24 protein-coding genes are annotated in these 21,994 nt (G+C 74.0%); 12 read left to right on the forward strand and 12 right to left on the reverse strand.

Going from position 1 to position 21,994, the window contains the following annotated elements:
- Positions 1 to 134: 134 nt before the first annotated feature.
- On the reverse strand, positions 135 to 2,468 hold the full coding sequence (locus tag AB0M43_RS13255) for an HAD-IC family P-type ATPase (protein WP_363724142.1): 2,334 nt from the start codon (positions 2,466 to 2,468) through the stop codon (positions 135 to 137).
- Positions 2,469 to 2,748: 280 nt separating this feature from the next.
- Here AB0M43_RS13255 and AB0M43_RS13260 point away from each other — a divergent pair, with 280 nt between their 5' ends.
- From AB0M43_RS13260 to AB0M43_RS13270, 3 genes are all read left to right on the forward strand, one after another.
- Positions 2,749 to 2,949, forward strand: coding sequence for a hypothetical protein (locus AB0M43_RS13260; RefSeq protein WP_363724143.1), 201 nt, complete (start codon positions 2,749 to 2,751; stop codon positions 2,947 to 2,949).
- Positions 2,950 to 3,090: 141 nt separating this feature from the next.
- Positions 3,091 to 3,507 carry a DNA-binding protein gene (locus AB0M43_RS13265; RefSeq protein ID WP_363724145.1) on the forward strand — a complete coding sequence of 139 codons (417 nt, stop codon included), beginning with the start codon at positions 3,091 to 3,093 and terminating at the stop codon, positions 3,505 to 3,507.
- 22 nt (positions 3,508 to 3,529) lie between these two features.
- On the forward strand, positions 3,530 to 3,916 hold the full coding sequence (locus AB0M43_RS13270) for a hypothetical protein (RefSeq protein WP_363724147.1): 387 nt from the start codon (positions 3,530 to 3,532) through the stop codon (positions 3,914 to 3,916).
- On the opposite strand, the gene AB0M43_RS13275 is transcribed toward AB0M43_RS13270, so the two are convergent.
- A complete protein-coding gene (locus tag AB0M43_RS13275) occupies positions 3,886 to 4,257 on the reverse strand; it encodes an immunity 22 family protein (protein WP_363724149.1) in 372 nt (123 codons plus the stop codon). The genes AB0M43_RS13270 and AB0M43_RS13275 overlap by 31 nt on opposite strands.
- A gap of 138 nt (positions 4,258 to 4,395) precedes the next feature.
- On the opposite strand from AB0M43_RS13275, the gene AB0M43_RS13280 reads away from it, so the two are divergent.
- Positions 4,396 to 5,100, forward strand: a complete 705-nt coding sequence (locus tag AB0M43_RS13280; RefSeq protein WP_363724151.1) for a hypothetical protein — start codon at positions 4,396 to 4,398, stop codon at positions 5,098 to 5,100.
- A gap of 39 nt (positions 5,101 to 5,139) precedes the next feature.
- On the opposite strand, the gene AB0M43_RS13285 is transcribed toward AB0M43_RS13280, so the two are convergent.
- Positions 5,140 to 5,814, reverse strand: a complete 675-nt coding sequence (locus tag AB0M43_RS13285; RefSeq protein ID WP_363724153.1) for a response regulator — start codon at positions 5,812 to 5,814, stop codon at positions 5,140 to 5,142.
- A gap of 233 nt (positions 5,815 to 6,047) precedes the next feature.
- Between AB0M43_RS13285 and AB0M43_RS13290 the strand changes: the two genes are divergently transcribed.
- The 3 genes from AB0M43_RS13290 to AB0M43_RS13300 all read left to right on the forward strand — a co-directional run bounded on the left by AB0M43_RS13290 (position 6,048) and on the right by AB0M43_RS13300 (position 8,357).
- The gene (locus tag AB0M43_RS13290) at positions 6,048 to 6,530 is read left to right on the forward strand and encodes a glutathione peroxidase (protein WP_363724155.1); all 483 of its coding nucleotides are present in this window, start codon (positions 6,048 to 6,050) and stop codon (positions 6,528 to 6,530) included.
- A 177-nt stretch (positions 6,531 to 6,707) separates the two neighbouring features.
- Complete coding sequence (locus AB0M43_RS13295) at positions 6,708 to 7,268, forward strand: NADPH-dependent FMN reductase (protein WP_363724157.1); 561 nt, start codon at positions 6,708 to 6,710, stop codon at positions 7,266 to 7,268.
- Between the two features lie 303 nt (positions 7,269 to 7,571).
- A complete protein-coding gene (locus AB0M43_RS13300) occupies positions 7,572 to 8,357 on the forward strand; it encodes an ATP-grasp domain-containing protein (RefSeq protein ID WP_363724159.1) in 786 nt (261 codons plus the stop codon).
- Positions 8,358 to 8,422: 65 nt separating this feature from the next.
- Here the strand turns inward: AB0M43_RS13300 and AB0M43_RS13305 are convergent, their stop codons facing one another.
- The 5 genes from AB0M43_RS13305 to AB0M43_RS13325 all read right to left on the reverse strand — a co-directional run bounded on the left by AB0M43_RS13305 (position 8,423) and on the right by AB0M43_RS13325 (position 14,181).
- Entirely contained in the window at positions 8,423 to 8,953 is a 531-nt protein-coding gene (locus AB0M43_RS13305; RefSeq protein ID WP_363724161.1) for a hypothetical protein, read from the reverse strand.
- Between the two features lie 116 nt (positions 8,954 to 9,069).
- Complete coding sequence (locus AB0M43_RS13310) at positions 9,070 to 9,768, reverse strand: zf-HC2 domain-containing protein (RefSeq protein ID WP_363724163.1); 699 nt, start codon at positions 9,766 to 9,768, stop codon at positions 9,070 to 9,072.
- A complete protein-coding gene (locus AB0M43_RS13315; protein ID WP_363724165.1) occupies positions 9,765 to 10,307 on the reverse strand; it encodes a sigma-70 family RNA polymerase sigma factor in 543 nt (180 codons plus the stop codon). Before AB0M43_RS13315 ends, AB0M43_RS13310 begins: the two co-directional genes overlap by 4 nt.
- Before the next feature lie 57 nt (positions 10,308 to 10,364).
- A complete protein-coding gene (locus AB0M43_RS13320; protein WP_363724167.1) occupies positions 10,365 to 11,240 on the reverse strand; it encodes a DUF1996 domain-containing protein in 876 nt (291 codons plus the stop codon).
- Positions 11,241 to 11,382: 142 nt separating this feature from the next.
- Entirely contained in the window at positions 11,383 to 14,181 is a 2,799-nt protein-coding gene (locus AB0M43_RS13325; RefSeq protein ID WP_363724169.1) for an AAA family ATPase, read from the reverse strand.
- A 116-nt stretch (positions 14,182 to 14,297) separates the two neighbouring features.
- On the opposite strand from AB0M43_RS13325, the gene AB0M43_RS13330 reads away from it, so the two are divergent.
- Complete coding sequence (locus AB0M43_RS13330; RefSeq protein ID WP_363724171.1) at positions 14,298 to 14,837, forward strand: RICIN domain-containing protein; 540 nt, start codon at positions 14,298 to 14,300, stop codon at positions 14,835 to 14,837.
- A 75-nt stretch (positions 14,838 to 14,912) separates the two neighbouring features.
- Here the strand turns inward: AB0M43_RS13330 and AB0M43_RS13335 are convergent, their stop codons facing one another.
- Together AB0M43_RS13335 and AB0M43_RS13340 are read right to left on the reverse strand one after the other, a co-directional pair.
- Entirely contained in the window at positions 14,913 to 15,695 is a 783-nt protein-coding gene (locus AB0M43_RS13335; protein WP_363724173.1) for an isocitrate lyase/phosphoenolpyruvate mutase family protein, read from the reverse strand.
- Positions 15,692 to 16,669 (reverse strand): cytochrome P450, encoded by a 978-nt coding sequence (locus AB0M43_RS13340; RefSeq protein ID WP_363724175.1) that lies wholly within the window; start codon positions 16,667 to 16,669, stop codon positions 15,692 to 15,694. The genes AB0M43_RS13335 and AB0M43_RS13340 overlap by 4 nt, the downstream gene beginning before the upstream one ends.
- Positions 16,670 to 16,735: 66 nt before the next feature.
- On the opposite strand from AB0M43_RS13340, the gene AB0M43_RS13345 reads away from it, so the two are divergent.
- Positions 16,736 to 17,407 carry a winged helix-turn-helix domain-containing protein gene (locus AB0M43_RS13345; RefSeq protein ID WP_363724177.1) on the forward strand — a complete coding sequence of 224 codons (672 nt, stop codon included), beginning with the start codon at positions 16,736 to 16,738 and terminating at the stop codon, positions 17,405 to 17,407.
- Between the two features lie 136 nt (positions 17,408 to 17,543).
- Here AB0M43_RS13345 and AB0M43_RS13350 read toward each other — a convergent pair whose 3' ends face one another.
- Positions 17,544 to 18,044, reverse strand: coding sequence for a hypothetical protein (locus AB0M43_RS13350; protein ID WP_363724179.1), 501 nt, complete (start codon positions 18,042 to 18,044; stop codon positions 17,544 to 17,546).
- A 147-nt stretch (positions 18,045 to 18,191) separates the two neighbouring features.
- Complete coding sequence (locus AB0M43_RS13355; RefSeq protein WP_363724181.1) at positions 18,192 to 19,109, reverse strand: hypothetical protein; 918 nt, start codon at positions 19,107 to 19,109, stop codon at positions 18,192 to 18,194.
- Positions 19,110 to 19,202: 93 nt separating this feature from the next.
- Here AB0M43_RS13355 and AB0M43_RS13360 point away from each other — a divergent pair, with 93 nt between their 5' ends.
- The 3 genes from AB0M43_RS13360 to AB0M43_RS13370 all read left to right on the forward strand — a co-directional run bounded on the left by AB0M43_RS13360 (position 19,203) and on the right by AB0M43_RS13370 (position 21,868).
- Positions 19,203 to 20,183: a GNAT family N-acetyltransferase gene (locus tag AB0M43_RS13360; protein WP_363724183.1), complete on the forward strand. Its 981-nt coding sequence runs from the start codon at positions 19,203 to 19,205 to the stop codon at positions 20,181 to 20,183.
- A 109-nt stretch (positions 20,184 to 20,292) separates the two neighbouring features.
- The gene (locus tag AB0M43_RS13365; protein WP_363724185.1) at positions 20,293 to 20,994 is read left to right on the forward strand and encodes an AAA family ATPase; all 702 of its coding nucleotides are present in this window, start codon (positions 20,293 to 20,295) and stop codon (positions 20,992 to 20,994) included.
- 154 nt (positions 20,995 to 21,148) lie between these two features.
- The gene (locus AB0M43_RS13370; protein WP_363724187.1) at positions 21,149 to 21,868 is read left to right on the forward strand and encodes a response regulator transcription factor; all 720 of its coding nucleotides are present in this window, start codon (positions 21,149 to 21,151) and stop codon (positions 21,866 to 21,868) included.
- The last annotated feature ends 126 nt before the right edge of the window (positions 21,869 to 21,994 follow it).

Raw genomic sequence — 21,994 nt, forward strand, 5'->3', positions numbered from 1 at the left:
GCGACCGGGTGGTGACTTCCGTGGTGCGCAGGGCCGGGGACCGGAATCGGGGTGTGGGCCCGACCCCGGCCAGGCGGCCACGGCCTACCGGTGGCGCGTCCGACCTGTGACGGACGCGCCACCGGACAGGCTTCTCAGCCCTTCTTCGACCGCAGACTCAGGCTGTCCAACCACCGGTCCAGCCGCAGCAGTACGGTCAGCAGCACCGCCGCCACCGCCGCCAGCCCCACCCCGGTCAGGTTGTTGCGCAGGTTGTCGAACCGGAGCAGGAAGAAGTCCCGGGTGAACGGCACCGCCACCACGAACGCGAAGATCCCCGCCATCACGGCGACCAGCCCGGCCCGCCACCACGTGTACGGCCGCGCGACCAGCGCCAACGCCCACAACGCCACCAGGAACAGCGTCAACGCGGCCGTGGTCCGGTCGGCGTCGAGGCTGGAGGCACCGTTGACCCGGGCCAGCCAGTACGCGGTGAAGGTGGCCAGCGCGCACACCAGACCGGCGGGGATCGCGAACCGCAGCACCCGGGGCACGAACCCGGGCCGGGCCCGTTCGGTGTTCGGCGCCAGCGCCAGGAAGAAGCCGGGGATGCCGATGGTGAGCGCGCCGACGAGGGTGACGTGCCGGGGCAGGAACGGGAACGGCAGCCGCACGACGCCGACCAGCACCGCCAGGGCCACCGAGTACATGGTCTTGACGAGGAACAGGTTCGCGACCCGTTCGATGTTGCCGAGCACCTTGCGGCCCTCGGCCACGACGTAGGGCAGCGTCGCGAACCGGTCGTCGAGCAGCACCACCTTGGCCACGGCCCGGGTGGCCGCGCTGCCGGAGCCCATGGCCACGCCCAGGTCGGCGTCCTTGAGCGCGAGCGCGTCGTTGACCCCGTCCCCGGTCATCGCGACCGTGTACCCGCGCGACTGCAACGCCCCCACGAACGACCGTTTCTGCTGCGGCGTGACCCGCCCGAACACGGACCGCTCCTCCAGCACGTCGGCGAGCGCCCCAGCCTCCGTGGGCAGGGTCCGCGCGTCGACCGGCTCCTCCGCCCCGGCCACGTCCAGCGAGGCGGCCACCGCCCCCACGGACACCGCGTTGTCCCCGGAGATCACCTTGACCGTGACGTCCTGGGCCCGGAAGAACCGGAGCGTCTCGGCCGCGTCGGGCCGGATCCGCTGCCGCAGCAGGACCAGCGCCGCCGCCCGCACGGTACCCAGCTCCGTGGTCAGGGTGTCGACCTGCCCGAGCGCCAGCACCCGCATCCCGGTGGAGCCGATGTCCTCGGCGAGCGCCCGCTGCGGGTCCCCGGCGGCGAGCAGCACGTCGGGCGCGCCCAGTACCCAGCTGCCCTGCCCGTCGAACGTCACCCCGCTCCACTTGCGCGCCGACGAGAACGGCACCTGGTCGGTGACCGGCCAGCCGGGCGCGGTCGTCGTGCCGGCCGCCGCCACGAGCGTCGGGTTGGGCGTGGACTCGGCGGCGGCGAGCGCGGCCAGTACCCCCCGAAGGTGTTCGGTGGTCTGACCGTCGCACGCCCGCACCTCGTCGAGATCCATCCCGGACTCGGTGAGCGTCCCCGTCTTGTCCAGGCACAACACGTCGACCCGGGCCAGCCCCTCGACGGCCGGCAGCTCCTGCACCAGGCACTTGCGCCGCCCGAGCCGCACCACCCCCACCGCGAACGCGATCGTCGTCATCAGCACCAGCCCCTCGGGGATCATCGGCACGATGCCCGCGACGCTGCTCACGATGGCCTGCGCGAGCCCCTGATCGGCCCGCAACTGACTGAAGATCAGGAGAATGCCGACGGGTACGATCAGCCACGTCACCCACGTCAGGATCCGGTTGATCCCCGTCATCAGCTCCGAGCGCACCAGGCTGAACCGGCTCGCCTCGGCCACCAGCTTGTTCGCGTACGAGTCGCCCCCGACCTTCGTCGCCGTGAACGCCCCCTCCCCGGCCACCACGAAGCTCCCCGACATCACCTCGGCCCCGAGCTCCTTGTGCACCGGATCGGACTCCCCGGTCAGCAGCGACTCGTCCACCTCCAGCCCGCCGCTGATCACCACGGTCCCGTCGACGGGGATCTTCTCTCCCGCCCCGAGCAGGATCAGCTCGTCGAGCACCACCGCGTCGGGGGCCACCTCCTGGTCCGTGGCGTCCCGCCGGACCCGGACCGGGGCCTGGCCCAGCAGCGCCAACTGGTCCAGGGTGCGCTTGGCCCGGAGTTCCTGGATGACGCCGACCGCGCTGTTGAACACGATGACCAGGCCGAACACAGCGTCCTTGGGCGAGCCGAAGACCAGGACCAGGGCCACCATCGGGGCGATGATCGCGTTGAACCGGGTGAACACGTTGGCACGGACGATCTGCGCCAGGGAGCGGTTGTGCTCGCGGCTGGCGACGTTGACCTGGCCGTGGGCGACGCGCTGGGCCACCTCGGTCGCACTGAGCCCCTGAGTCAGATCCATACGCACCATCTTGTACGTTTCGCCTGGCCGGCGGGGCGGATCTGGGTGACCGTGGCCAGGGCGGGGCGCTGGGCTGCCGCTCCGAGGGTGGGGCTGCCTGGGGAGGGGCTCTCCGGATGCGGGTCTCCCTGGGTGGGAGCTCCCTGGGTGGGGGCGGATCCGGGTCGGCCCCCTGGCAGGACAGGCCGCGCGCGGGGAGGTCGTCTCGCTGTCGGTGTGATCCCGGCGCGGGCGGGGGCTCATTCACCGCTCGTTCATCGCGGGGTGCTATCGATGGAACATGATTCTTCTCGGTCTGATCGTGGTCGTACCCGTGGTCATCGGGGTGGTCGTGTGGCGGCTCGGCTTCCGTGGGCGGATGGTGGCCCCGGCGACGGAGTTCCGGAGGGCGGGCGTCGACGAGTCGGTGTCGCAGGGGGACGCGTTCCGGCGGGCGTCCGGCGAGAACGCGTGGATGCTGCCGAGCGGCGGCGGACTCTGACCTCCCGACCCGCGCCGCTGGATCTCACCGACGACCACCGGCAGCGCACCGAAGTCGTTCCACAGCAACGTCCACCCTGCTGAAGTACACCGTGCCATCTGGCACATCCGGGTGCCCGATTCTGCCGGTAACCTTTCCTTCATGAAGGACGATCCGCTGGCCGGCGGCGACCTCTCCGGTATTTGGCGTTCCCGGTACCACTACCACTCCGACAGCCGCGACCGAGACCTCACCGGCGAGCACGACATGGTGCTCAGCAGACACGGCGACAGACTCTCCGGTGCGAGCCTGCCCTCCGAGGAGGGTTCGAAGCTGACGCTGAACCTCACGGTCGACGGCCGGGTGGTGACCGGCACCTGGCGGGAGGTCACCGCCGCGGCCGGCCACTACCAGGGCGCGACGTTCCATGGCGCGATGCAGCTCGTCGTGAGCGAGGACGGCACCGCAATGTCGGGCCGCTGGGTCGGCTTCGACCGGCACCTCGCCGTCGACACCGACACCTGGGAACTGGTGCGCCCCACACGCGGCAACGACCAGCGACGCTCGACGTCACGGTGAACGAGGTCGGACGGTGATCGGTATGCGGATCGTGGACCCCGCCTTCATCGGCCCCGGCACCGACTACTGGTGGGACGTCGGGGTCGAGCACTCCCGGGACGCGTTGTCGCGGTTCTCCGCCGTCGAGTGGGCGGACCTGCTGGAGGGCTGGAGTTCGCAGAGCGGGGAGTGGCAGGACCAGCTCGCGTACATCCTCGGCGAGGACGGTTCCGAACGGGAGATCCGCCTACTGCTGGACATGGCCCGGTCGCCGCGCCCGGAGGTGGCGCTCCGGGCTCGGGAGTCCCTACGCGGGTTGCCGGCCGGGGCGATCCGGTCCGCCACACTGGCTGCGGGCCTGGCCGCCGTCGGCGTATCCGTCCAGGCGGAGGGGCAGTCTCAGGTCCGCACGGGGAACGCGCCGACGTAGCGCAGGGGTGTTCCCCCGGGATTCGTCACCACGTTCGGCGGGTAGACGCAGATCGCCGCGTCGGCCAGTTCGGCCGTGTCGAGGTCGGCCAGCCACTGGTCGGCGTAGGAGGCCTCCCGGAGCAGCTCCGCCGGTGCCACGGGACCCGGATGCCCCAGGTCGTCGATGTGGACCGCCTCGACACACTCGGGGGTCAGCTCGACGATGCCGGCCTGCGCCATGAACGTCGAGGGTTCCGCGTCCCCGTCCGGTGACCACCGCTCGTCCAGGTAGGCCCGCAGCTCCGCCTCCGAGGGGAACTGGCCGAGGGCGAGGAACACATGCACGACACCATCGTTCACCGCACGATTGTCCCCGACGCGTGGCCGGCCCCACAGCCGACTGCCGGCGCCCGTGTCGAGGCCCCGGGACCTCCGAGCCCGACCCGCTACCATCTCCCGAGCCCGCGACCACCTGAGGAGCGGCGGCTGGAGGTACCCGTGCGGGACGGCTTTTCCGAGGGTTTCTTCACCCGACGGGCGCACGAGAAGCATCCCGTGGACCTGATGTGCGCCTACCTGCTGCACGGCTCGGTCGAACGGATTCCGGGTCTCCTGGCCGCCCCGGAGACGTTGTCGTACGGGTACCTCAACCGGCACGTCGACGCCAGGAACCGCGCCAGCAGCGGCGACGCGGACATGTTCTCGCTCAGCGTCGAAAGGAAGATCCGGGGCCGGCTCTTCGGCGTGGAGTTCAGGGTCTACTTCGACTCCGGCGAGGCGTACGCCGACGCGGTGGTTCCCTACGGCGCACCGGTCGGGCTGGCCCGCTTCCTCCACCATTTCCGGGGAGATCACGCGTCGGGCGGAGACCCCGGCGACTGGGATTTCGACGTCTACACCGACGTCGGGTTCCTCCCCCAGGGCATCGTGCTGTTCGGCAACCGGCGCGAGGTCTGGTACACCGTCAACGGCCGCCGGGTGGACGTCGGCCGCCTGCAAGGCAACGTCTTCGGGGCGACGGCGCACACGGTGGCCGCTGGCGGGACGGTGTTTCCCGACCGCGATGCCGGCGTCGAGGGCACCTCGGCGGAGGTGCGCGCGTACCGGCGGCAGATGGCCAGGCTGGGCGGTCCCCTTCCGCTGCGCGCGGGACGGCGGCCCGGTCTGGAGTTCGGCGCCCGGCGGGGACACACCGCACGCTGACCGACGCCCGGCGGGCTCCAGACGCCGGCCACCCGCAGGCTACGGGGCGAACCGGTACCCCATGCCCGGCTCCGTCAGCAGGTGCCGGGGCCGCCCCGGATCCGTCTCCAGCTTGCGCCGCAACTGCGCCATGTACTGCCGCAGATAGTGCGTCTCCCCGACATACGTCGGCCCCCAGATGTCCGTCAGCAACTGCCGCTGGCTGATCAGCTTCCCCGGATTCCGCAGCAACGGTTCCAGCAGCTCCCACTCGGTCTTGGTGAGATGCGTGTCGGGCGTGACGGTCCGGTTGGCGAGATCCACCGTGTACTCCCCCACCCGCACCACCGGCGTCGACTCCACCGGAGTGTGCCGCCGGGTCACGGCCCGCACCCGCGCCAGCAGCTCGTCGACGCCGAACGGCTTGGTCACGTAGTCGTCGGCCCCCGCGTCGAGGGCCTCCACCTTGTCCTGGCTGCCGGCCCGCCCGGACAGCACGATGATGGGGACGTCGGACCAGCCGCGCAGTCCCCGGATCACGTCGGTGCCGTCCATGTCGGGCAGGCCGAGGTCGAGGACGACCAGGTCGGGGCGGTGGTGGGCGGCGGAGCGCAGGGCCTGGGAGCCGTCGGCGGCGAGGTCGACCGTGTACCCCCTGGCGGTCAGGTTGATCCGGAGCGCCCGGACGATCTGCGGCTCGTCGTCCACGACGAGGATCCGGGGCGAGCCGGTCATCAGCGCCTCCTCCAGGCAGGGGTCCCACGGTCGTCGGTCCGGCCGGGACCGGGTGGTCACCGATCGGGCCGGCGTCCCACCCGGTGTGCCCGCCGGAGCCGGTCGGGCCCGCGTCCCACCCAGTGTCCGCCCACCGCCGCCGGCCGGTCCGGGGCCCCACGCCCAGTGTGCGCCACGTCCGCCGGCCGAAGATCACAGACGGACATGTCGGGGGGTACTAGTAGTGTTGCCGCATGTCTCTGTTTGACGTGAACGTGAACACCCTCGCCGGCGGCCCCGACGCGCTCGGCGCCCACCGTGGCCGCACCGTCCTCCTCGTGAACGTGGCCTCCCAGTGCGGCCTGACCCCGCAGTACACGGGCCTGCAGGCTCTCGCCGAGCGGTTCGGGGACCAGGGCCTCGTCGTCCTCGGTGTGCCGTGCAACCAGTTCGGCGGCCAGGAGCCCGGTTCCTCGGAGGAGATCGCCGAGTTCTGTGACGCGAACTACGGCGTGACCTTCCCCCTGACCGAGAAGCTCGAGGTGAACGGCGCCGGCCGCCACCCGCTGTACCAGGCGCTGGTCGACACGTCCGACGCCGAGGGCCACGCGGGCGACATCCGATGGAACTTCGAGAAGTTCCTGGTCAACGGGGACGGGCAGGTCGTGGGCCGGTTCTCGCCGCAGACCACCCCCGAGTCCCCGGAGCTGGTCTCCGCCATCGAGAAGCAGCTCTAGCCGCTCGCGCGAAGCCCCGGGCCGAGCTCTGTCCGCCCGGGGCCGCCCGGTCGGGGTTCGTTCACCGGCCGGGTCCGGGCCGGCGAGGCTGCGCAGCTCTCTTCGGGTGGGCAACGTTTGTCCGGGCCGGTCGACGTTTCCGTTTCGTCGGCCGGACCCGCTCCGTACTGTGGGCGTATGACCGACATCACCGTTCTCGGCATCTCGGGCAGCCTGCGCGCCGGCTCGTTCAACACGGCGCTGCTCCGGGCGGCCCGGCAGCTCGCCCCGGCCGGCATGACCGTCGAGCTCTACGAGGGCCTGCGCGACATCCCGCCGTACGACGGGGACACCGACACCGAGACGCCACCGGAGCCCGTCGCCGACCTGCGGCGCCGGATCTCGCAGGCGGACGGGGTGCTGTTCGTGACCCCGGAGTACAACTACTCGGTCCCGGGCGTGCTGAAGAACGCGATCGACTGGGCGAGCCGGCCGGCGGGCCACTCGTCGCTCACCCACAAGCCGGTGGCCATCATGGGCGCCTCACCGGGCAACTTCGGCGCGGTCCGGGCCCAGCTCGCGCTGCGGCAGTCGTTCGTGTGGATCAACGCGCGGATGGTCGTCCAGCCGGAGGTGATGGTGTTCAAGGCCGGCGAACGGTTCGACGAACACGGCACGCTGACGGACACGACGACGGCCGCCCTGGTCCGCAAACTCCTCGACGCCCTCGCCACCACGATCCACACCCCGGCCCCCTGAGCCCCCTCCGGGCGGTGTCGGCGGCCGAGGCCGCCATGCTGGCCCGCGCGCCCCGACCACGTCCGCCGCCTCCCGCCGCCGCCGGACCCGGACAGCTCCACGAACGGGGCCAGTCGCTCGATGTCGGTCAACGGCATGCCAGCCCGCCAGGCGACCGCCACCTGACCGCCGGATCCGGTTCCGTTCTCATGATCACCAGTCTGTCGGACCACGGCCTGCCCCACCGGCCCTTTCGAGGCGCTCACCACGAGGGTGCGGAACACAGCTGCGCAAACCCCTGGCCACCGCAGGGAGAATCGACATGTGAACGCCGACCTGTTCGTCCTGCCCGCCCATGCCAACAGCACCGGCGAGCTCCTCGCCGACGCCGCCGCCGCGCGGGGCATGACCGTGGCCCGGCTCGCGGGTCCGTCAGTCCCCGATGAGCTGCGTGGCACCGGCGCCGCGCATCTGTACGCCGGCCCCCGGTTGGTCTCCGCGGTGGCCGGGGAGATCGGTGTCGCGCCCATCGAGCCGGTGGACTCGTGGCTGACCGATCTCCCGGATCCGGTCCGGGGCAGGCGGGTCCGTACCGCGACCCTGGGTGCGGCCCGGCGGCTGACCGGACCGGCGTTCGTCAAGCAGCCGAGGGAGAAGGGCCTGGCCGCGAAGGTGTACCCGGACGGCTCCCACCTGCCCGCCGGGGACCCTGACACCGTCGTGCTGGTCAGCGAAGTCGTGCGGTTCGTCGTGGAGTACCGGCTGTTCGTGCTCGACGGCCGGGTGCACACCGCGAGCCGCTACCTGACCTTCGGGCAGCTCGATCCCGTGCCTCTGGCGCAGAGCTCCCGCCGCGCGGACGTCGAGGACTTCGCGGCCGTGCTCCTCGACGGTCACAGCGACACCCTGCCCAGCGCGGTGGTCGTGGACGTGGGCCTGGTGGCCGCGGACAGGGACCGTGAGCCGTACTGGGCGGTGGTGGAGGCGAACATGGCCTGGTTCAGCCACGCGTACGCCGCTGACGTCGACCGGGTGCTCGACGTCGTCCTCCGCGCGGCCGGCCCCACGCGACGGCTCGCGGACTCCGACCGGCGCTTCGTGCGGGCATGAGGCACGGGGGGGGTGGGGCACGCTGAGGGCCCGGCCGTGGTGGCCGGGCCCGTCGGGAGCGCGGGTCAGTACGAGTAGCCGGCCTTGGTCGGGGTCGCCGCGGCCTCCGCCTTCTTGGCCTTCGCCCCGTCGGGCGCGATCGCGAACCACGTCCCGTTCCTGCCGTGCCCGGCGGTCTGGCCGAGGGCCTTGTCGTCCTTGTAGTAGTACAGCGGCCAGCCCTTCAGGGTGAGCTGCCTGCCCTCGGGGCGGTCGATGAGGGCGACCAGGCCCTTGTCGACGCCCTGGATGTCGATGGCGTCGCCGGGGCCGGCGAGGACGGGCTGCCAGTTCTCGGCGCACGCGTCGAAGCAGGTGGTCTTGGCGGGGTTGTTGGTGTCCTTGTCGAACCGGTAGATCGTGCGGCCCTTGGCGTTGGTGACGAAGGTGCTGAAGCCGTCCACAGTGGCCACCCGCAGGGTCTGCGGGGAACCGGCGGCGGCGGGGGCCGAGGTGGCCACCGGAGCCGGCGCGGCGGCGGGCTTGTCGTAGCCGTCGCAGGCGGTGAGGGCGAGGACGGTGCCGGTCAGGATGGCGAGTGCGGCGAGCTTCTTCATCGGATCCTCCATTGTGTCGGTCTCTACCCTCACTACGGACCGACAACGAGGACGGTTCACCATATTCGACAACAAAAAAGGCGCCCGATGAATCGGGCGCCCCTTCCGTGCCGGACCTACAGGGTCAGTGACGCGAACGTCCTGCCACTCGTGTTCACGATCTCCACCTTGGCGACGTCGCGCGCGTCGAGGGCGGCGGTGCCCTCCAGGGTCGTACCCCCCGAAGCGCCCTTCTCGCCCACGATCCAGCCGCCCGCGATCTCCCGGGTGCCGTCGCGGCCGACGAGGACGATCCGGCAGTTCTCGCCCTGGGGGACGCCGGCGACGGCGACGACGACCTTGACCCAGTTCGCGACGGGTACGACGCTCGCGGTCAGCCGCACGTTCGACACCGCGTCCACGGTGGTGCCGCGCCGGGTGCCCGGGGGCTGGACGGCGGCGGTGGCCGTGGGCTGGACCGCCACGGGCGGCGCGCCGGGGGCGGTGGCCCGGCCGACCGCGACGCCGCCGACCGCGACCCCGGCGAGGACGACGATGCCGGCGGCGAGGGCGTAGAGGCGGCGGCTGCGGGCCCGGGTGCCCTGTTCGGCGCGCAACTGGCCGAGGGTGCGGTCGAGAACGGCGTCGTCGTCGGGTGGGCCGTAGAGCAGGGCCTCCGGTGGCACCTCTCCGAGCACGTCCCTCACCTCCTCCAGCTCCCGGACCTCGCGCCGGCACTCCTCGCAACCGGTCAGGTGTTCGTCGACGCCCGCGCGGTCCCCGTCGTCGAGCGCGCCGAGGACGTAGGCGCCCAGCAGGCTCCTGTCGTGGGTCATCCCCCGACTCCTTTCAGCGCGACCGGCGTGGTGTCCAGCCAGTCCCGCAGGGTGCGCAGCGCGTAGTGGGAGCGGGATTTCACGGTACCGGAGGGTATGCCCAGCACCTCCGCCGTCTCGGTGACCGTGCGGCCCTGGAAGTACAGCTCGACCAGCACGCTGCGGTGCTCGTCGGACAGGGTGCCCAGGGCTTCGAGGGCGACCATCGAGTCGACCACCCGTTGGGAGTGGTCGCGTTCGACGGGTACGGCGGCGGGCGTCTCGGCGACCTCGGTCGGGCGGGCGGCCCTCGCGCGGTACCGGTCCGTGACGAGGTTGCGGGTCACCGTGAACAGCCAGCTGCGCACCGAACCCTCCGCCTCGGAGAGCGACCCCGCGTGTCGCCACGCCCGGATCAGGGTCTCCTGGACGACGTCCTCGGCGGCGGCCCGGTCACCGAGCAGCCGGGTCGCGTACGCCAGCAACGCCCGGCCGTGTTCCTCGTACAGCGAACGGACCAGTGCCTCGTCGCTGGATGGCTGCCGTCTTCGCGGCCACATCGCACCCGCCCCTTCCTACTGTTCCCACCTGGGGTACGCACGCCGGGCCGGAACGGTTCAACAGTTTCTTCCCGAGTTCAGACAGGAGACCACGGTGGCGGTCAGCGGGTCGGGCAGCACGGTCACCAGGTCGGCGTGGTCGGTGCGCGGATCGCCCTTGAGCTCGGGGAACGTGTCGATCGAGTACTCCGCGCCGCGCAGGTCGTAGCTGACCGTCATCCGGAGCCGGGGGACAGCGAAGGTGCTCGGCGGGCACGCGCCGTTCGCGGCCGGGAACACCAGGTGGTCGCGGTGGTTGGGGCTGTCGGTGCGGCGGCCGTCCCAGCAGCTGGGGAAGTCGTACACCCGAAAGGTCTCTTTCTTGCATTTTGGGTACTTCGTGGTCAGCCGGTCCGTCCGGCCCTCGCACGTCCACGACGCCCGGACCAGGGGGCCGCCCTTCGCGTCGCCGGTGCTGGCCCGGGTGAACCGGGGCAGCGGCAGCACCGGGGACGTCGGGTTGCCGTGGTAGACGAGCCGCACCGACGTCGGGGGCCGGATCGGGCCGTGGTGCGGCTCGCCGGTCCGCAGCACCGGCCAGTAGTAGGTCGACAGGTCGCCGTTGCCGCAGGTGGTGGCCGCGCCGGCCAGGGAGGCGTCGGTCGAGGTCGCGTCCGTGGACAGGTTGCCGACGTAGTCGTGCACGTGGTGCGCCGCGCCGCGCTCCCCCGGGCTGGCGATCATGTTGTCGGCGTTGCGGTGCCCCTCGGCGTTGCGGCCGCAGTCCCAGGTGAACGTGCCGGTGGAGGCCCCGGGCTGGGTCGGCGGGGCGGGCGGGGCGGGCGGCACGTCGGCGAGATCCACCTGGTACGGACCGCCACAGCCGGCGGCCACCAGCGCCGCGAGCAGGACCAGGCGGCTCAGGGCGTGGCCCGTGCGCGGTAGGCGGCTCAAGGGGTGGCCCGTGCGCGGCAGGCGCCCCGTGACCCGGCCCGCGCGTGGGGAGCGCCCCGGGGGCCTCAGCTCGACGCTCACGCCCCGAGCTTAGGGCGCGGCGCGGTCCCGGGGCCACCTGGCTGGTGGCGGCCCCGGCGGGTCAGGAACGCGGGTCGAGCGCACCGCGCAGCGCGCCCCGGGAGTCGATCTCCAGCTTGCGGTACGTGCTGGTCAGGTGGACCTCGACGGTGCGCCGGGTGAGGAACAGCAGCTGGGCGATCTCCCGGTTCGTGGCCCCGTCGGCGGCCAGGGTCGCCACCCGCAGCTCGCCGGCGGTGAGGGAGTCGCGGCCCGTGAGCATCGGGCGCCGGGGTCGCAGGCCCATCGCGCGCAGCTCCTCGGCGGCCCGGGTGGCCAGCCCGTCGGCCCCGGACCGGGTGGCGGCGTCCAACGCCTGCCGGAGGGGGTCGCCGGCCCGGGCGCGCAGCCCCGCCCGGCGCAGCGCCGCCCCGTACTCCACCAGGGTCTGCGCCCGCGCGTAGTCGGTGTCGGCGTGCGCGACCGCCTCCTCCAGCAGCCCCAGTCCCGCCGGGCCGCCGGTGAGGAGTCCGCAGACCCGCAGGGCCGCGCACACCGGCTCGGCCGCCCCGAACGCGCGGGCCAGCCGCAGGTTCTCGGCCGCGAGCGCAGTGGCCTCCTCCGCCCGGCCGAGGGCGTGGGCGGCGAGCGCGGCGTCGATCCGCCACGGTGCGAACCCCGGGTTGAGGTAGCCCCGGCCGGCGAGGGCCGCTCCGCAGCCGGCCAGGTCGGCCAGCGCCTCGGCGGATCGCAGCTGGCGCAGTCGGAGCCGGCCCCGGGCGATCATGCCGAAGTGGTTGATCAGCACCCCGATCTCGTGCCCCTCCTCCAGGCCGCCGGCCGTCAGCGCCCGCTGGGCGTCCCCGAGGCGGCCCCGGGCGGTGAGGGCGTTGACCAGGGTGGCGGCCGCCTCCGGGTTGGGGCGCCCGGCCGTCCCGGGCTCGGTGTCCGTGGCGGCCCGGGCGTCGCCCTCGGCCTCGGCCAGCCGGCCGGCGAACAGGCACTGGTGCGAGCGCAGCATCATCATGAACTGGTACGCCGCGAGCGCGCCCAGGCCGCGCGCCACGTCCAGGCCCCGGTCGATGAGGTCGAGGGACTCCTGGTGCATGCCGGACATCGACAGCGCTCCGGCGGCCATCCCCAGCAGCACGGACTGCTCCCCGTCCGGCAGGGGGCCGCTGACCGCCAGCCGGGCGAGCCGGACGACCTCGGCGGCGGGCCGGTCGCCGGTCGCGGCGGCGGCGAAGGCCAGGGAGGCCAGGATGCTCCGGTCCACGGTCCGCTCGGGCGACAGCCGGGGCGCGACCCGGTCCAGGACCGCGATGATCACGGCCGGTGGGCGCATGGTCAGCAGGCCCGCGCCGGCCAGCCAGGAGATCAGGGGCAGCGGCAGGTCGGCCGGGTCGCGGTCGATCGCCCGGTAGGCCAGCTCGAACGCCTCGACGGTCCGGTCGGCCCGCCCCGCGCGCAACATCGCGAACCCGAAGTCCAGGGCCGTCCCGATCCGGTCCAGGGGCGCTTCGGTGAGTTCCAGGGCCCGCCGGTAGGCGGCTGCGGACTCGTCGGGGCGGTGCGCCAGGCCCAGTACCCGGCCCAGTTCGGCGTGCAGGGGCCCGGTGTCGGCCGCGACGGGTGGCTCGCGCAGTGCCCGGTTCAGGCACGCGGCGGCGGACTCGGGCGCGCCCCGGGCCGACGCGGCGTGCGCCGCCGCGCGCAACGTGTCGACCACCCACGGGTCGGCTGCCGGCTCGGCCAGCAGCAGGTGCGGCGCGAGGGCACCGGGGGCCCGGCCGTCGCCCGCCAGGACCCGGGCGGCGCGTTTGTGTTCGGCGGCCCGCAGTACCTCGCTCGAGTCGGCGTACACGGCGGTGCGGACCAGCGGGTGGGTGAAGTCGAGGGGGCGCCCCGGGCCGACGATCGCCTCCCGGGCGAGCAGGTCCGCGAGCTCGGCGGCCCGGTCGACGGCGAGCCCGGCGAGGCCCGCGGTGTGCCGCAGGTCGGCGGACGGGCCGAGCACGGCCAGCGCGCGGGTCAGGTTCCGGGCCTGCGGGCCGAGCCGGGCGATCCGGGTCAGCACGGCGCGGGCCACGGTGTCGGGGCGCAGGCTCTCCAGCCGCCACGCCTCGGCCGCCACCGGTTGCGCCCCCTCGGCCCGCAGGCTGCGCAGGGCCTCGGTGAGCAGGAACGGGTTGCCGCCGCTGGCCCGCGCGCACGCCGTGCAGAACTCGTCCTCGGCGTCGGCCGCGAGGTCGTGGCGGACCAGGGCTCCGACGCCGGCGGGGCTCAGTGCCCGTGGTCGGAGCAGCTCCGGTTGGGTGCCGCCCAGCGCACCGCCCACGAACCCGTCGAACGACCGCCCCGGCCGGCCGGCGGCCAGCAGGAGCACCGGCAGGTCGGTGATCCGCCGGGCGAGGTGGGACAGGAACCGCCCCGACGCGTCGTCGATCCAGTGCACGTCGTCGACCGCGAGGAGCAGCGGCCCGGCCTCGGTCAGGTTGGAGCACAGCCAGTACAGGCCGTGCACGACGTCGCCGAGCTGGTCCGGGTCCGCGCCGGCGGTGGGGGCCTCGAACACCGGCCCGGCCAACGATGCCGCGCCGGCGGTCAGCTCGGCCCGTTCCGTCGGGGCCACCGAACGCAGCACGGGCTCGAACAACTGGCGGACGACACTGAACGGCAGCTCGCGGTCCAACTCGCCGCCGACCGCGCCCAACGCCCGCACCCCGGCGGCGCGGGCGTGCGCTCCGGCGGCGGCCAGCAACGCCGTCTTGCCGATCCCCGGCGGCCCCTCCACCAGCAGCACGCCGCCGTGCCCGTCGGCCGCCGCGTCCAGCCTGGCGGCGATGGCGGCCAGTTCGTGCTCGCGCTCGATCAGTGCCATCGGTCCCCCGGGGAAAACCTAGTGGTGGGTACCACGATGCCGGAGTGACCCCATCGGCGCGAACCTATTTCCATGCCGCGGATCGGACCCGCGGCGTCCGTCCTGAAGGGATCATCATGTTCACCACGCTCCTGAGAAAGTCCCTCGCCCTGTTCGCGGTGGCCGCCGCGGTGTTCGCCGTCACCGGCCCGGCGGCGGCGGCCCCCGGGTCGGGCACCCCGAGGTCGGTCACGTACTACGAGGTCAGAGCCCAACACAGCGGCCAGTGTCTGGACGTGTGGCAGCGGAACCCCAACTGGGGGACGCCTGACGTGCAGTGGCCCTGCTACGGCGGGTCCGGCCAGCTCTGGGAGAAGGTGCCGGTGTACTCCAGCGGCGGCCACGTCTGGTACGCGCTCAAGGTCCAGATGAACGGCCTGTGCCTGGACGTCAGGGACGGCAGCCGGGCGGCCGGCGCGGTCGTGCAGCAGTGGGCCTGCAACAACACCCTCGCGCAGCAGTGGGAGGTCTGGGCGGTCGGCGGCAACTACGTGTCGGTGGTCAACCGGGGCAGCGGGATGTGCCTGGACGTGAAGGACATCAGCACCTACAACGGGGCTGCCATCCAGCAGTGGCCCTGCTGGAACAACCCCGGACAGCACTGGTGGTTCGCCTGAGCGGTGCGGCGCGGTCCTGGTCCAGGGCCGCGCCGCACCCGGCTGTGCGCCCGGCGTCAGGGCTCCCCGGCCGGTTCAGGAGCTCAGGCTCTGGATCTCCGCGTAGCCCCGGACCGGCCCCGGGACCGGTTCGCCCGCCCGGACCGCCGCCGCCGCGTCCAGCGCCGCGCCCAACGCCACCCGGAACAGCAGCGAACCGAGGCTCACCCGGGACACGCCCAGGTCGCCGAGCTGCGCGACGGTCGGGCCGGTCGGGGAGAACAACACATTGAGGGGTACGTCCAGCCCCGCGACCAGCGCCGCGATGTCGTCCGGCCCGGACAGGCCGGGGACGAACACCCCGTCGGCGCCGGCCTCGCGGTACGCGTCCAGCCGGGCCCGGGTCTCGGTGTCCCGGCCGCCGACGCCCGCCCCGACGCCCAGCCAGTACGTGTCGGTGCGGGCGTTGACGAACAGGTCCGGCGCGGCGGCCTTCACGGCGGCGATCTTCGCGGCGTGCGTCCGGGTGGGCGCGAGGCTGCCGTCGGCGCGGCCGTCCTCCAGGTTGATCCCGACCGCCCCGGCGTCGGCGAGCGCGCGGGCCAGCTCGGCCACCTCCGCCGGGTCGTCGCTGAACCCGCCCTCGGCGTCCACGCTGAGCAGGTACGGTCCCCCGCCGAGCCTGCGGGCCAGGGCCAGGGTCTGCTCCCGGGTGGCGGCCGTGCCGTCGGGCAGTCCGGCGGCGGCGGCCACCCCGAGGCTGGTGGTGGCGATGGCGGCGAAGCCCAGTCCGGCCAGGGCGGCGGCGGACGCGTGGTCCCAGGCGTTGGGCAGCAGCAGCGGCGTACCGGTGCGGTGCAGGTCGGCGAAACGCGTCATGACGGGGTCCTCTCGGAAGGTGTGCGGGCGCCCTCCAGCACCCCGGCGGCCAGGGCCAGGGCGTGGGCCCGGGCCGGGCAGACCCGGGGGGCGCCGCCGAAGGTGAGCGGGTCGGGGCCCCGGCGGGCGGGGTCGAACGTGTCGGGGTCGGCGAACAGTGCCGGGTCGCGGTTGGCCGCCGCGATGTCGAGGGTGACCGGGGTGCCGGCCGGGACCGGGACGCCGCCGATCTCCGTGTCGGCCGCCGCGACCCGGCGCGTCACGGGAACGGGCGGGTCGTGCCGCAGGGTCTCCCGGAGCAGGTCGTCGACGCCGACGTGCGGGCCGCTCCCGTCGGCTGACCGGGTCCCGGTGCCGGTGCGGCGGGCGTTGGCGATCAGGCCGGCGGTGGCGTCGCACGCCTGGATGAGCAGGCCGATCCGGTTGGCGGCGACCTCCAGCGTGTCGGCGTCGGCCGTCCCTCCGGTCGGGACCGGGTCACCGGGGAGGTCGCCCTCTCCGGCCGGGTGGTTCACGTCCTGGCCACCGGCGCCCCCGGGCCCACCCGCACCACCCCCGGGCCCGTCGGGCGCCCCCGACCCGGGCCGGGTCATCCGGGGCAGGAGCCAGGCCACGGCCGCGTCCGCCGCCGGATCCTCGCCGCCGAAGTACGTGCCCGCCGCGACCGTCACCGCCTCGGCGACCGCGTCCGGTTCGGCGAGGCCCAGGGCGGCGGCCAGGGTGCGCAGGACCGCGTGCCGGGGGTCGCCGGGGGCCGTGGCGGCGGCGGTGCGGAGCGCCGCCGGGTCCAGCGCCGACAGGTCGGACTCCAGGAGCGCCCTGCGGCGGGCGTGCGCGTCGCCGGCGCTGAACCGGGCCACGGTCGCGCGGAGCCAGGCCATGGTGCCGGGGCGGCCGGGCCCGGCGGGTACCGGGACGAGGCGCGGGTCGGCGAGGGCGGCGGTGACGTCGGCGTACCGGTGGAACGTGGTCATGCCCATCACCGTAGGGCCGGAACGCTTCGGCGCGCGCCGAACTGTGCCGGGGGGCATGATGGAGGCATGTCGCTCGCCGAACTCGCCGGACTCCTCGCCGACCGGACCCGCGCCACGATCTGCGTGGCCCTCCTCGACGGCCGGGCGTGGACGGCCGGTGAGCTGGCGAAACTCGCGAAGGTCGCGCCGTCCACGGCCAGCGGGCACCTGTCCCGGCTGATCGCGGGCGGGATCCTGGCGGAGGAGCGCCAGGGCCGGCACCGGTACGTGCGGCTGGCCGGCCCCGAGGTCGCCGCCCTGATCGAGGACCTGTCGTCGTTCGGCGCGCCGCCCCCGGCCCGGTCGTTGCGCGAGTCCAACCGGCGCCGGGCCGAGGCGCGCGCCCGGACCTGCTACGACCACCTGGCCGGCCACCTGGGCGTGGCGGTGGCCGACGCGATGGTCCGCGACGGGCTGGTCGCCGACGACGCGGGGCTCGCGGTCACCCCGGCCGGGGTGGCCTGGCTGGACCGGCTCGGCATCGCCCCCGCCCCGGCCCGGGGCCGCCGCCCGCTGGTGCGGTCGTGCCTGGACTGGACGGAGCGGCGTACCCATCTGGCGGGCACTGTCGGCGCGGCCCTGTGCGCTGCGGCCCTGGACCGGCACTGGGTGGAGCGGGCCGGCGGGGGCCGGGCGCTGCGGATCACCCCGGCGGGCACCACCGCCTTCCGCACCCACCTGAACATCGAACTCCCCTAGAACCACGGACCCTTTTCCGGGTACCGGCGCGGCGGCGCCCGCGCGGACCACGGAACACCCGTCGGGGCCCGTCTCCCGGCCTGGTCGCGCCGCCGGCACACCGACCACCGGCGCGGACCCGGCCACGGGTGCCGGTTCAGTCCGGCGGGTCCGGCCGTTCGACCGGGGGCAGCGGGCGGGAGGTGGCCGGCCACGGCTCGGCCCTGGGCCAGCTGGCGGACCAGACACCGATCGCCGGGTACATCGACACGAAGAGGGGAAGGATCAGTCCCCAGAGGACCTCGTCCGGCACAGTCCCGTCGTCCGCGCTCAGGGCGGAGCCGCAGCACGTCAGCAGGAGCAGGACCACCGTGGGCAGGGCGAACAACAACGGCGCGCGCAGCCGCAACGCCCACGCCGCCAGCGGACCGGTCAGGGCCAACAGGACCGGGACGGCCAGCAGGCCCGGCACCAGTCCCTCGAGACAGAACACGTGCGGATCGCACCGGTCGAACGTCGCGGCGGCCAGGTGACCGAAGCCGAACGCCCCGGCGCCGGCCACGACCGGCGCGATCAGCCCCACGACGGCGCCGCGCAGCCCCGCCCGGACCCGGTGCGCCGTGCCGGTGACCCCGGTCGGGGGTGAGTGGTCGGTCATCCAGGAAGTATCAGGGCCGGACGACGGCCCGGTGGGGGCCGCGGGCGTCCGCCGGACGAGCGTTCGGCGAACCTCCGGCCACGGCCGCGCGAAGATCGGACCGCCCCCCGCCAGTACCCGGAGAGCGGTCCTTGATCTGGGGGTGGGTCAGAGGTAGGCGTTGCGGGTGTAGGCCAGGCTGAAGGTGCCCTCGCCGTTGAAGTAGGCCGCGACGAGGCGGGCCGGGTCGGTGGCCAGCAGGCCGCGTTGCAGGTCGGAGCCGTCGTTCTGGTCGTCCCAGCCCCAGGGCGCGTTGGCGGCGTTGGCCTTGCCGTTGTCGCCCCGGAACGTGCCGAACGACGCGAACGTCTCCGCGTTGTTCCGCCGCGCCCACAGGCCGCCGGCCGCGAACACGTCCACCAGCTTGTAGCCGACGGAGCGGTCGTTGCCGTTCGAGGGGGTCTCGGCGACGCCCGACGGGAAGTAGACGACGCCGTCGCCGCCCGGGAAGGCCGCGCCGTCCCACGCCTTCAGGCCGTGGCCCTTGGCCTCCTGCCGGGTGGTGGGCCGGGACTGGCCGCCGTAGGACTGCAGGATGACCGGGCCGTCGATGGACTCGCGGCCGTCGACGTAGGGGCTGCCGGCGGGCGTGAACGAGTAGAAGTCGCTGTGCGCGACCGTCACCATGCCCTCCAGCTTGCCGTAGGTGCTGCCGTCGCGGCGGACCGACAGCACGAGGCCCTCCATGTCGTTCTCGTGCGAGCCGCACAGAACCGAGTCGCACCAGTCGCGGGGGTGGAAGAAGCCGTACCCGACGAACCAGTGGGTGGAGGTCTCCACCACGGAGTAGGAGACCGTGCCCAGCAGGGGGGACGTCGGCTGGTGCTCCCAGTTGTCGAGGCCGTTCCAGTTGCCGTCGAAGTCCACGGCGGACAGGTAGTCGGCGTCGTGGTCGGTGGAGTCGGTGTCCTGGTAGTGCACGGGGGCCCAGCGCTGGGCGAGGGCGAGATCGGAGACCTGGGCGGCGGCGGGGGCGGGGGCGGCCAGCACGGTGGCGAGCAGCAGCACGGGGAGGAGGCGTCGCATGACGGGCACGCTATCGAGCCATGACTTTCAGGTACATCTATGTTTGGTGAAATCCGGGCGACGGCCGGGGGGCCGCTCTCGTACAGTCCGGCTGTGACGACTCTCCTCCGTACCGTGGTGGCCCGGGACGACGCCGCCGACCTCCTCGACGCGCTCGCCGCGTGGACCCCGGTCGGGACCCTCGCCGACGGGCTGCACCTGGGCGACGTGGGCTGGTTCCTCCGGTTCGACGCGGAGGAGTGCGCCGGGCGGCTGCTGCTGTGGACGGCGGTCACCGACGGGGTGCGGGAGCCGGTCGCGGCCGGCTTCCTGGACGGTCCGGTGCTGCGGCTCGCCCTGCGCCCGGACGCGGCCCCGGCCCGCCGTGCCCCGGCCTCCGCCGGCATGGAGGTGGACGGCCCGCCCGCCGATCCGGAGCTGGTCGGCGCGCCCGACGCCGCCGGGCTGGACCGTGCGCCCGCCGACTCCGGGCTGGTCGATGCGCTCGCCGACGACATCGGTCTGCTGCTCGGCGACGCCGAGGCCTGGTGCGACGCCGCCGACGGCACCGCCCTGCGCGCCGCCCTGGTCTCCCGGGGCTGGCTGGACGAACGCGACGCCCCGTGGCCGCTGCTCGTGCACCCGCTGTCCCCCGCCCCGCCCCGGCCGGCGGGCGCGCGCCCGGTGGCGGAGGCCGACGCCGCCGACCGGGTGGCCGTGCAGCGGGCCGCCTTCGAGGGTTCCACGTTCACCGTCGAGCGCTGGCGGCTGATGAAGGACTCCGTCGCCGGGCCGTTCGCCGTGGAGGCGCTGGTCCGGACGCCGGACGGGGAGGCGGCCGCCGCCGCGACGGGCTGGTTCGCCGGCGCCGGCCGGTGCGCGATCCTCGAACCGGTCGGCGCGCACCCCGACCACCGGGGCCAGGGGTACGGCCGGGCGGCGGTCCACGCGGTCTGCGCGGCCCTCGCGGAGCGCGGCGCGTCGGCGGTGGCCGTGGCGACCCCGGGCGACAACCGTGCGGCCGTGGCGCTGTACCTGTCGGCGGGCTTCGTCCACCAGCGCGACCTGCACGACCTGTACCGTCCGGCGCCCTGAGGCCCTTCGCGGGGCGGTCACGCTGAGCGGGTACCCGGCGCGCTGAGGGGTTTCTCACTCCCCCGCACGACCCCCCACCTGGAACGATGGTCCGGTGATCATCGAGGGCGTGTCGATTCCCGACTTCCCGGACGCCGAGCCCCCGCTCGCCGCCCGGCAGTGGCCGATGACCGTCCCGGCGGTGGCCCAGATCTTCCGCGAGGGCCTGACGTTCGACCAGCCGGTCACGTTCCTGGTCGGGGAGAACGGGTCCGGCAAGTCCACGGTCCTGGAGGGCATCGCGGAGGCGTACGGGCTGGACGGGCGCACCGGGCACGCCGGCCGCAAGTACGCGCAGGACGACCTGCCCGGCGTCCTCGGCCAGCGGATGCGGCTCGCGCGCACGAAGGCGGGCAGCCGGATGCTCGGCCGGCGCGCGAAGGGCTTCTTCCTGCGCGCCGAGACCGCCTACGAGCAGTTCGTGAAGATGGGGTACGCGACCCCCGAGGTCGTCTCGCACGGCGAGAGCGTGCTCCAGGTCCTCGACGGGCGGTTCACGGACGTGGGGCTCTACCTGCTCGACGAGCCGGAGGACGGGCTGTCGTTCAGTTCGTGCCTGCGGCTGCTGGCCCAGTTCTCGCTGCTGGTCGAGGAGGGGGCGCAGGTGATCTGCGCGACGCACTCGCCCCTGGTGGCGGCGTACCCGGGGGCGACCGTGCTGGAGGTGGGCAGGCACGGGATCCGGCCACGGGCGTGGCGGGACCTGGAGCTGGTGGACCACTGGTCGCGGTTCATGGCGCGCCCGGACGCGTACCTGAAAGGCCTGGTCTGACGCTCTTCGAGCCCGGCGGGTCGACGGCCCGACACGGCCCGGCGCGGATCGGCCCGGCGCGGATCGGTCTGACGCGGCCCCGCCCGGTGCCGGACACAGCCCGTTCACAGGTTTCGCACAGCGGGGGCACAGTGCCTGTGGGCACAATGCCCGTATGACCGCAGCCGACCCGCGCCGCCCCGACGGCGAACCGCCCCGGGTCCTGGTCGTCGACGACGAACCCACCCTCGCCGACCTGCTCACCCTGGCCCTGCGCTACGAGGGCTGGCAGGTCCGCTCGGCCCCCGACGGCGCGACGGCCGTCCGGCTGGCCCGGGAGTTCCGCCCCGACGCGGTGGTCCTCGACATGATGCTGCCGGACCTCGACGGCCTGGAGGTGCTCCGCCGGCTCCGGAACGACAAACCAGATATTCCTGTACTTTTCCTGACAGCGCGCGACGCCGTCGAGGACCGGGTCGCGGGCCTGACGGCCGGGGGCGACGACTACGTGACCAAGCCGTTCAGCCTGGAGGAGGTCGTGGCCCGGGTCCGGGCCCTGCTCCGCCGGGCGCTCCTGCACACGGCGCGCTCCGAGGCGCTGCTCACCGTCGGCGACCTGACCCTGGACGAGGACTGCCGGGAGGTCCGCCGGGCGGGTGAGGAGATCGTGCTGACCGCCACCGAGTTCGAACTGCTCCGGTATCTGATGCGCAACCCGCGCCGGGTGCTGTCGAAGTCCCAGATCCTCGACCGGGTGTGGAACTACGACTTCGGCGGCCAGGCCAACGTGGTCGAGTTGTACATCTCGTACCTGCGGAAGAAGGTCGACGCCGGCCGGCCGCCGATGATCCACACGATGCGCGGGGCGGGATATGTCCTCAAGCCGGCCGACTAGGACCTGGTGGCGGGCCCGCGCGCCGCTGGCCGGCCCGCCGGCCCCGCCCGGGTCCGGGTCGCCGCCGAGCCCACCCGGGTCCGCGCCGCCGCCGGCTCCGCCCCGGCCCCGGTCGGCGCTGGCCCC

Source organism: Longispora sp. NPDC051575, assembly GCF_040681875.1.
Lineage (GTDB): Bacteria > Actinomycetota > Actinomycetes > Mycobacteriales > Micromonosporaceae > Longispora.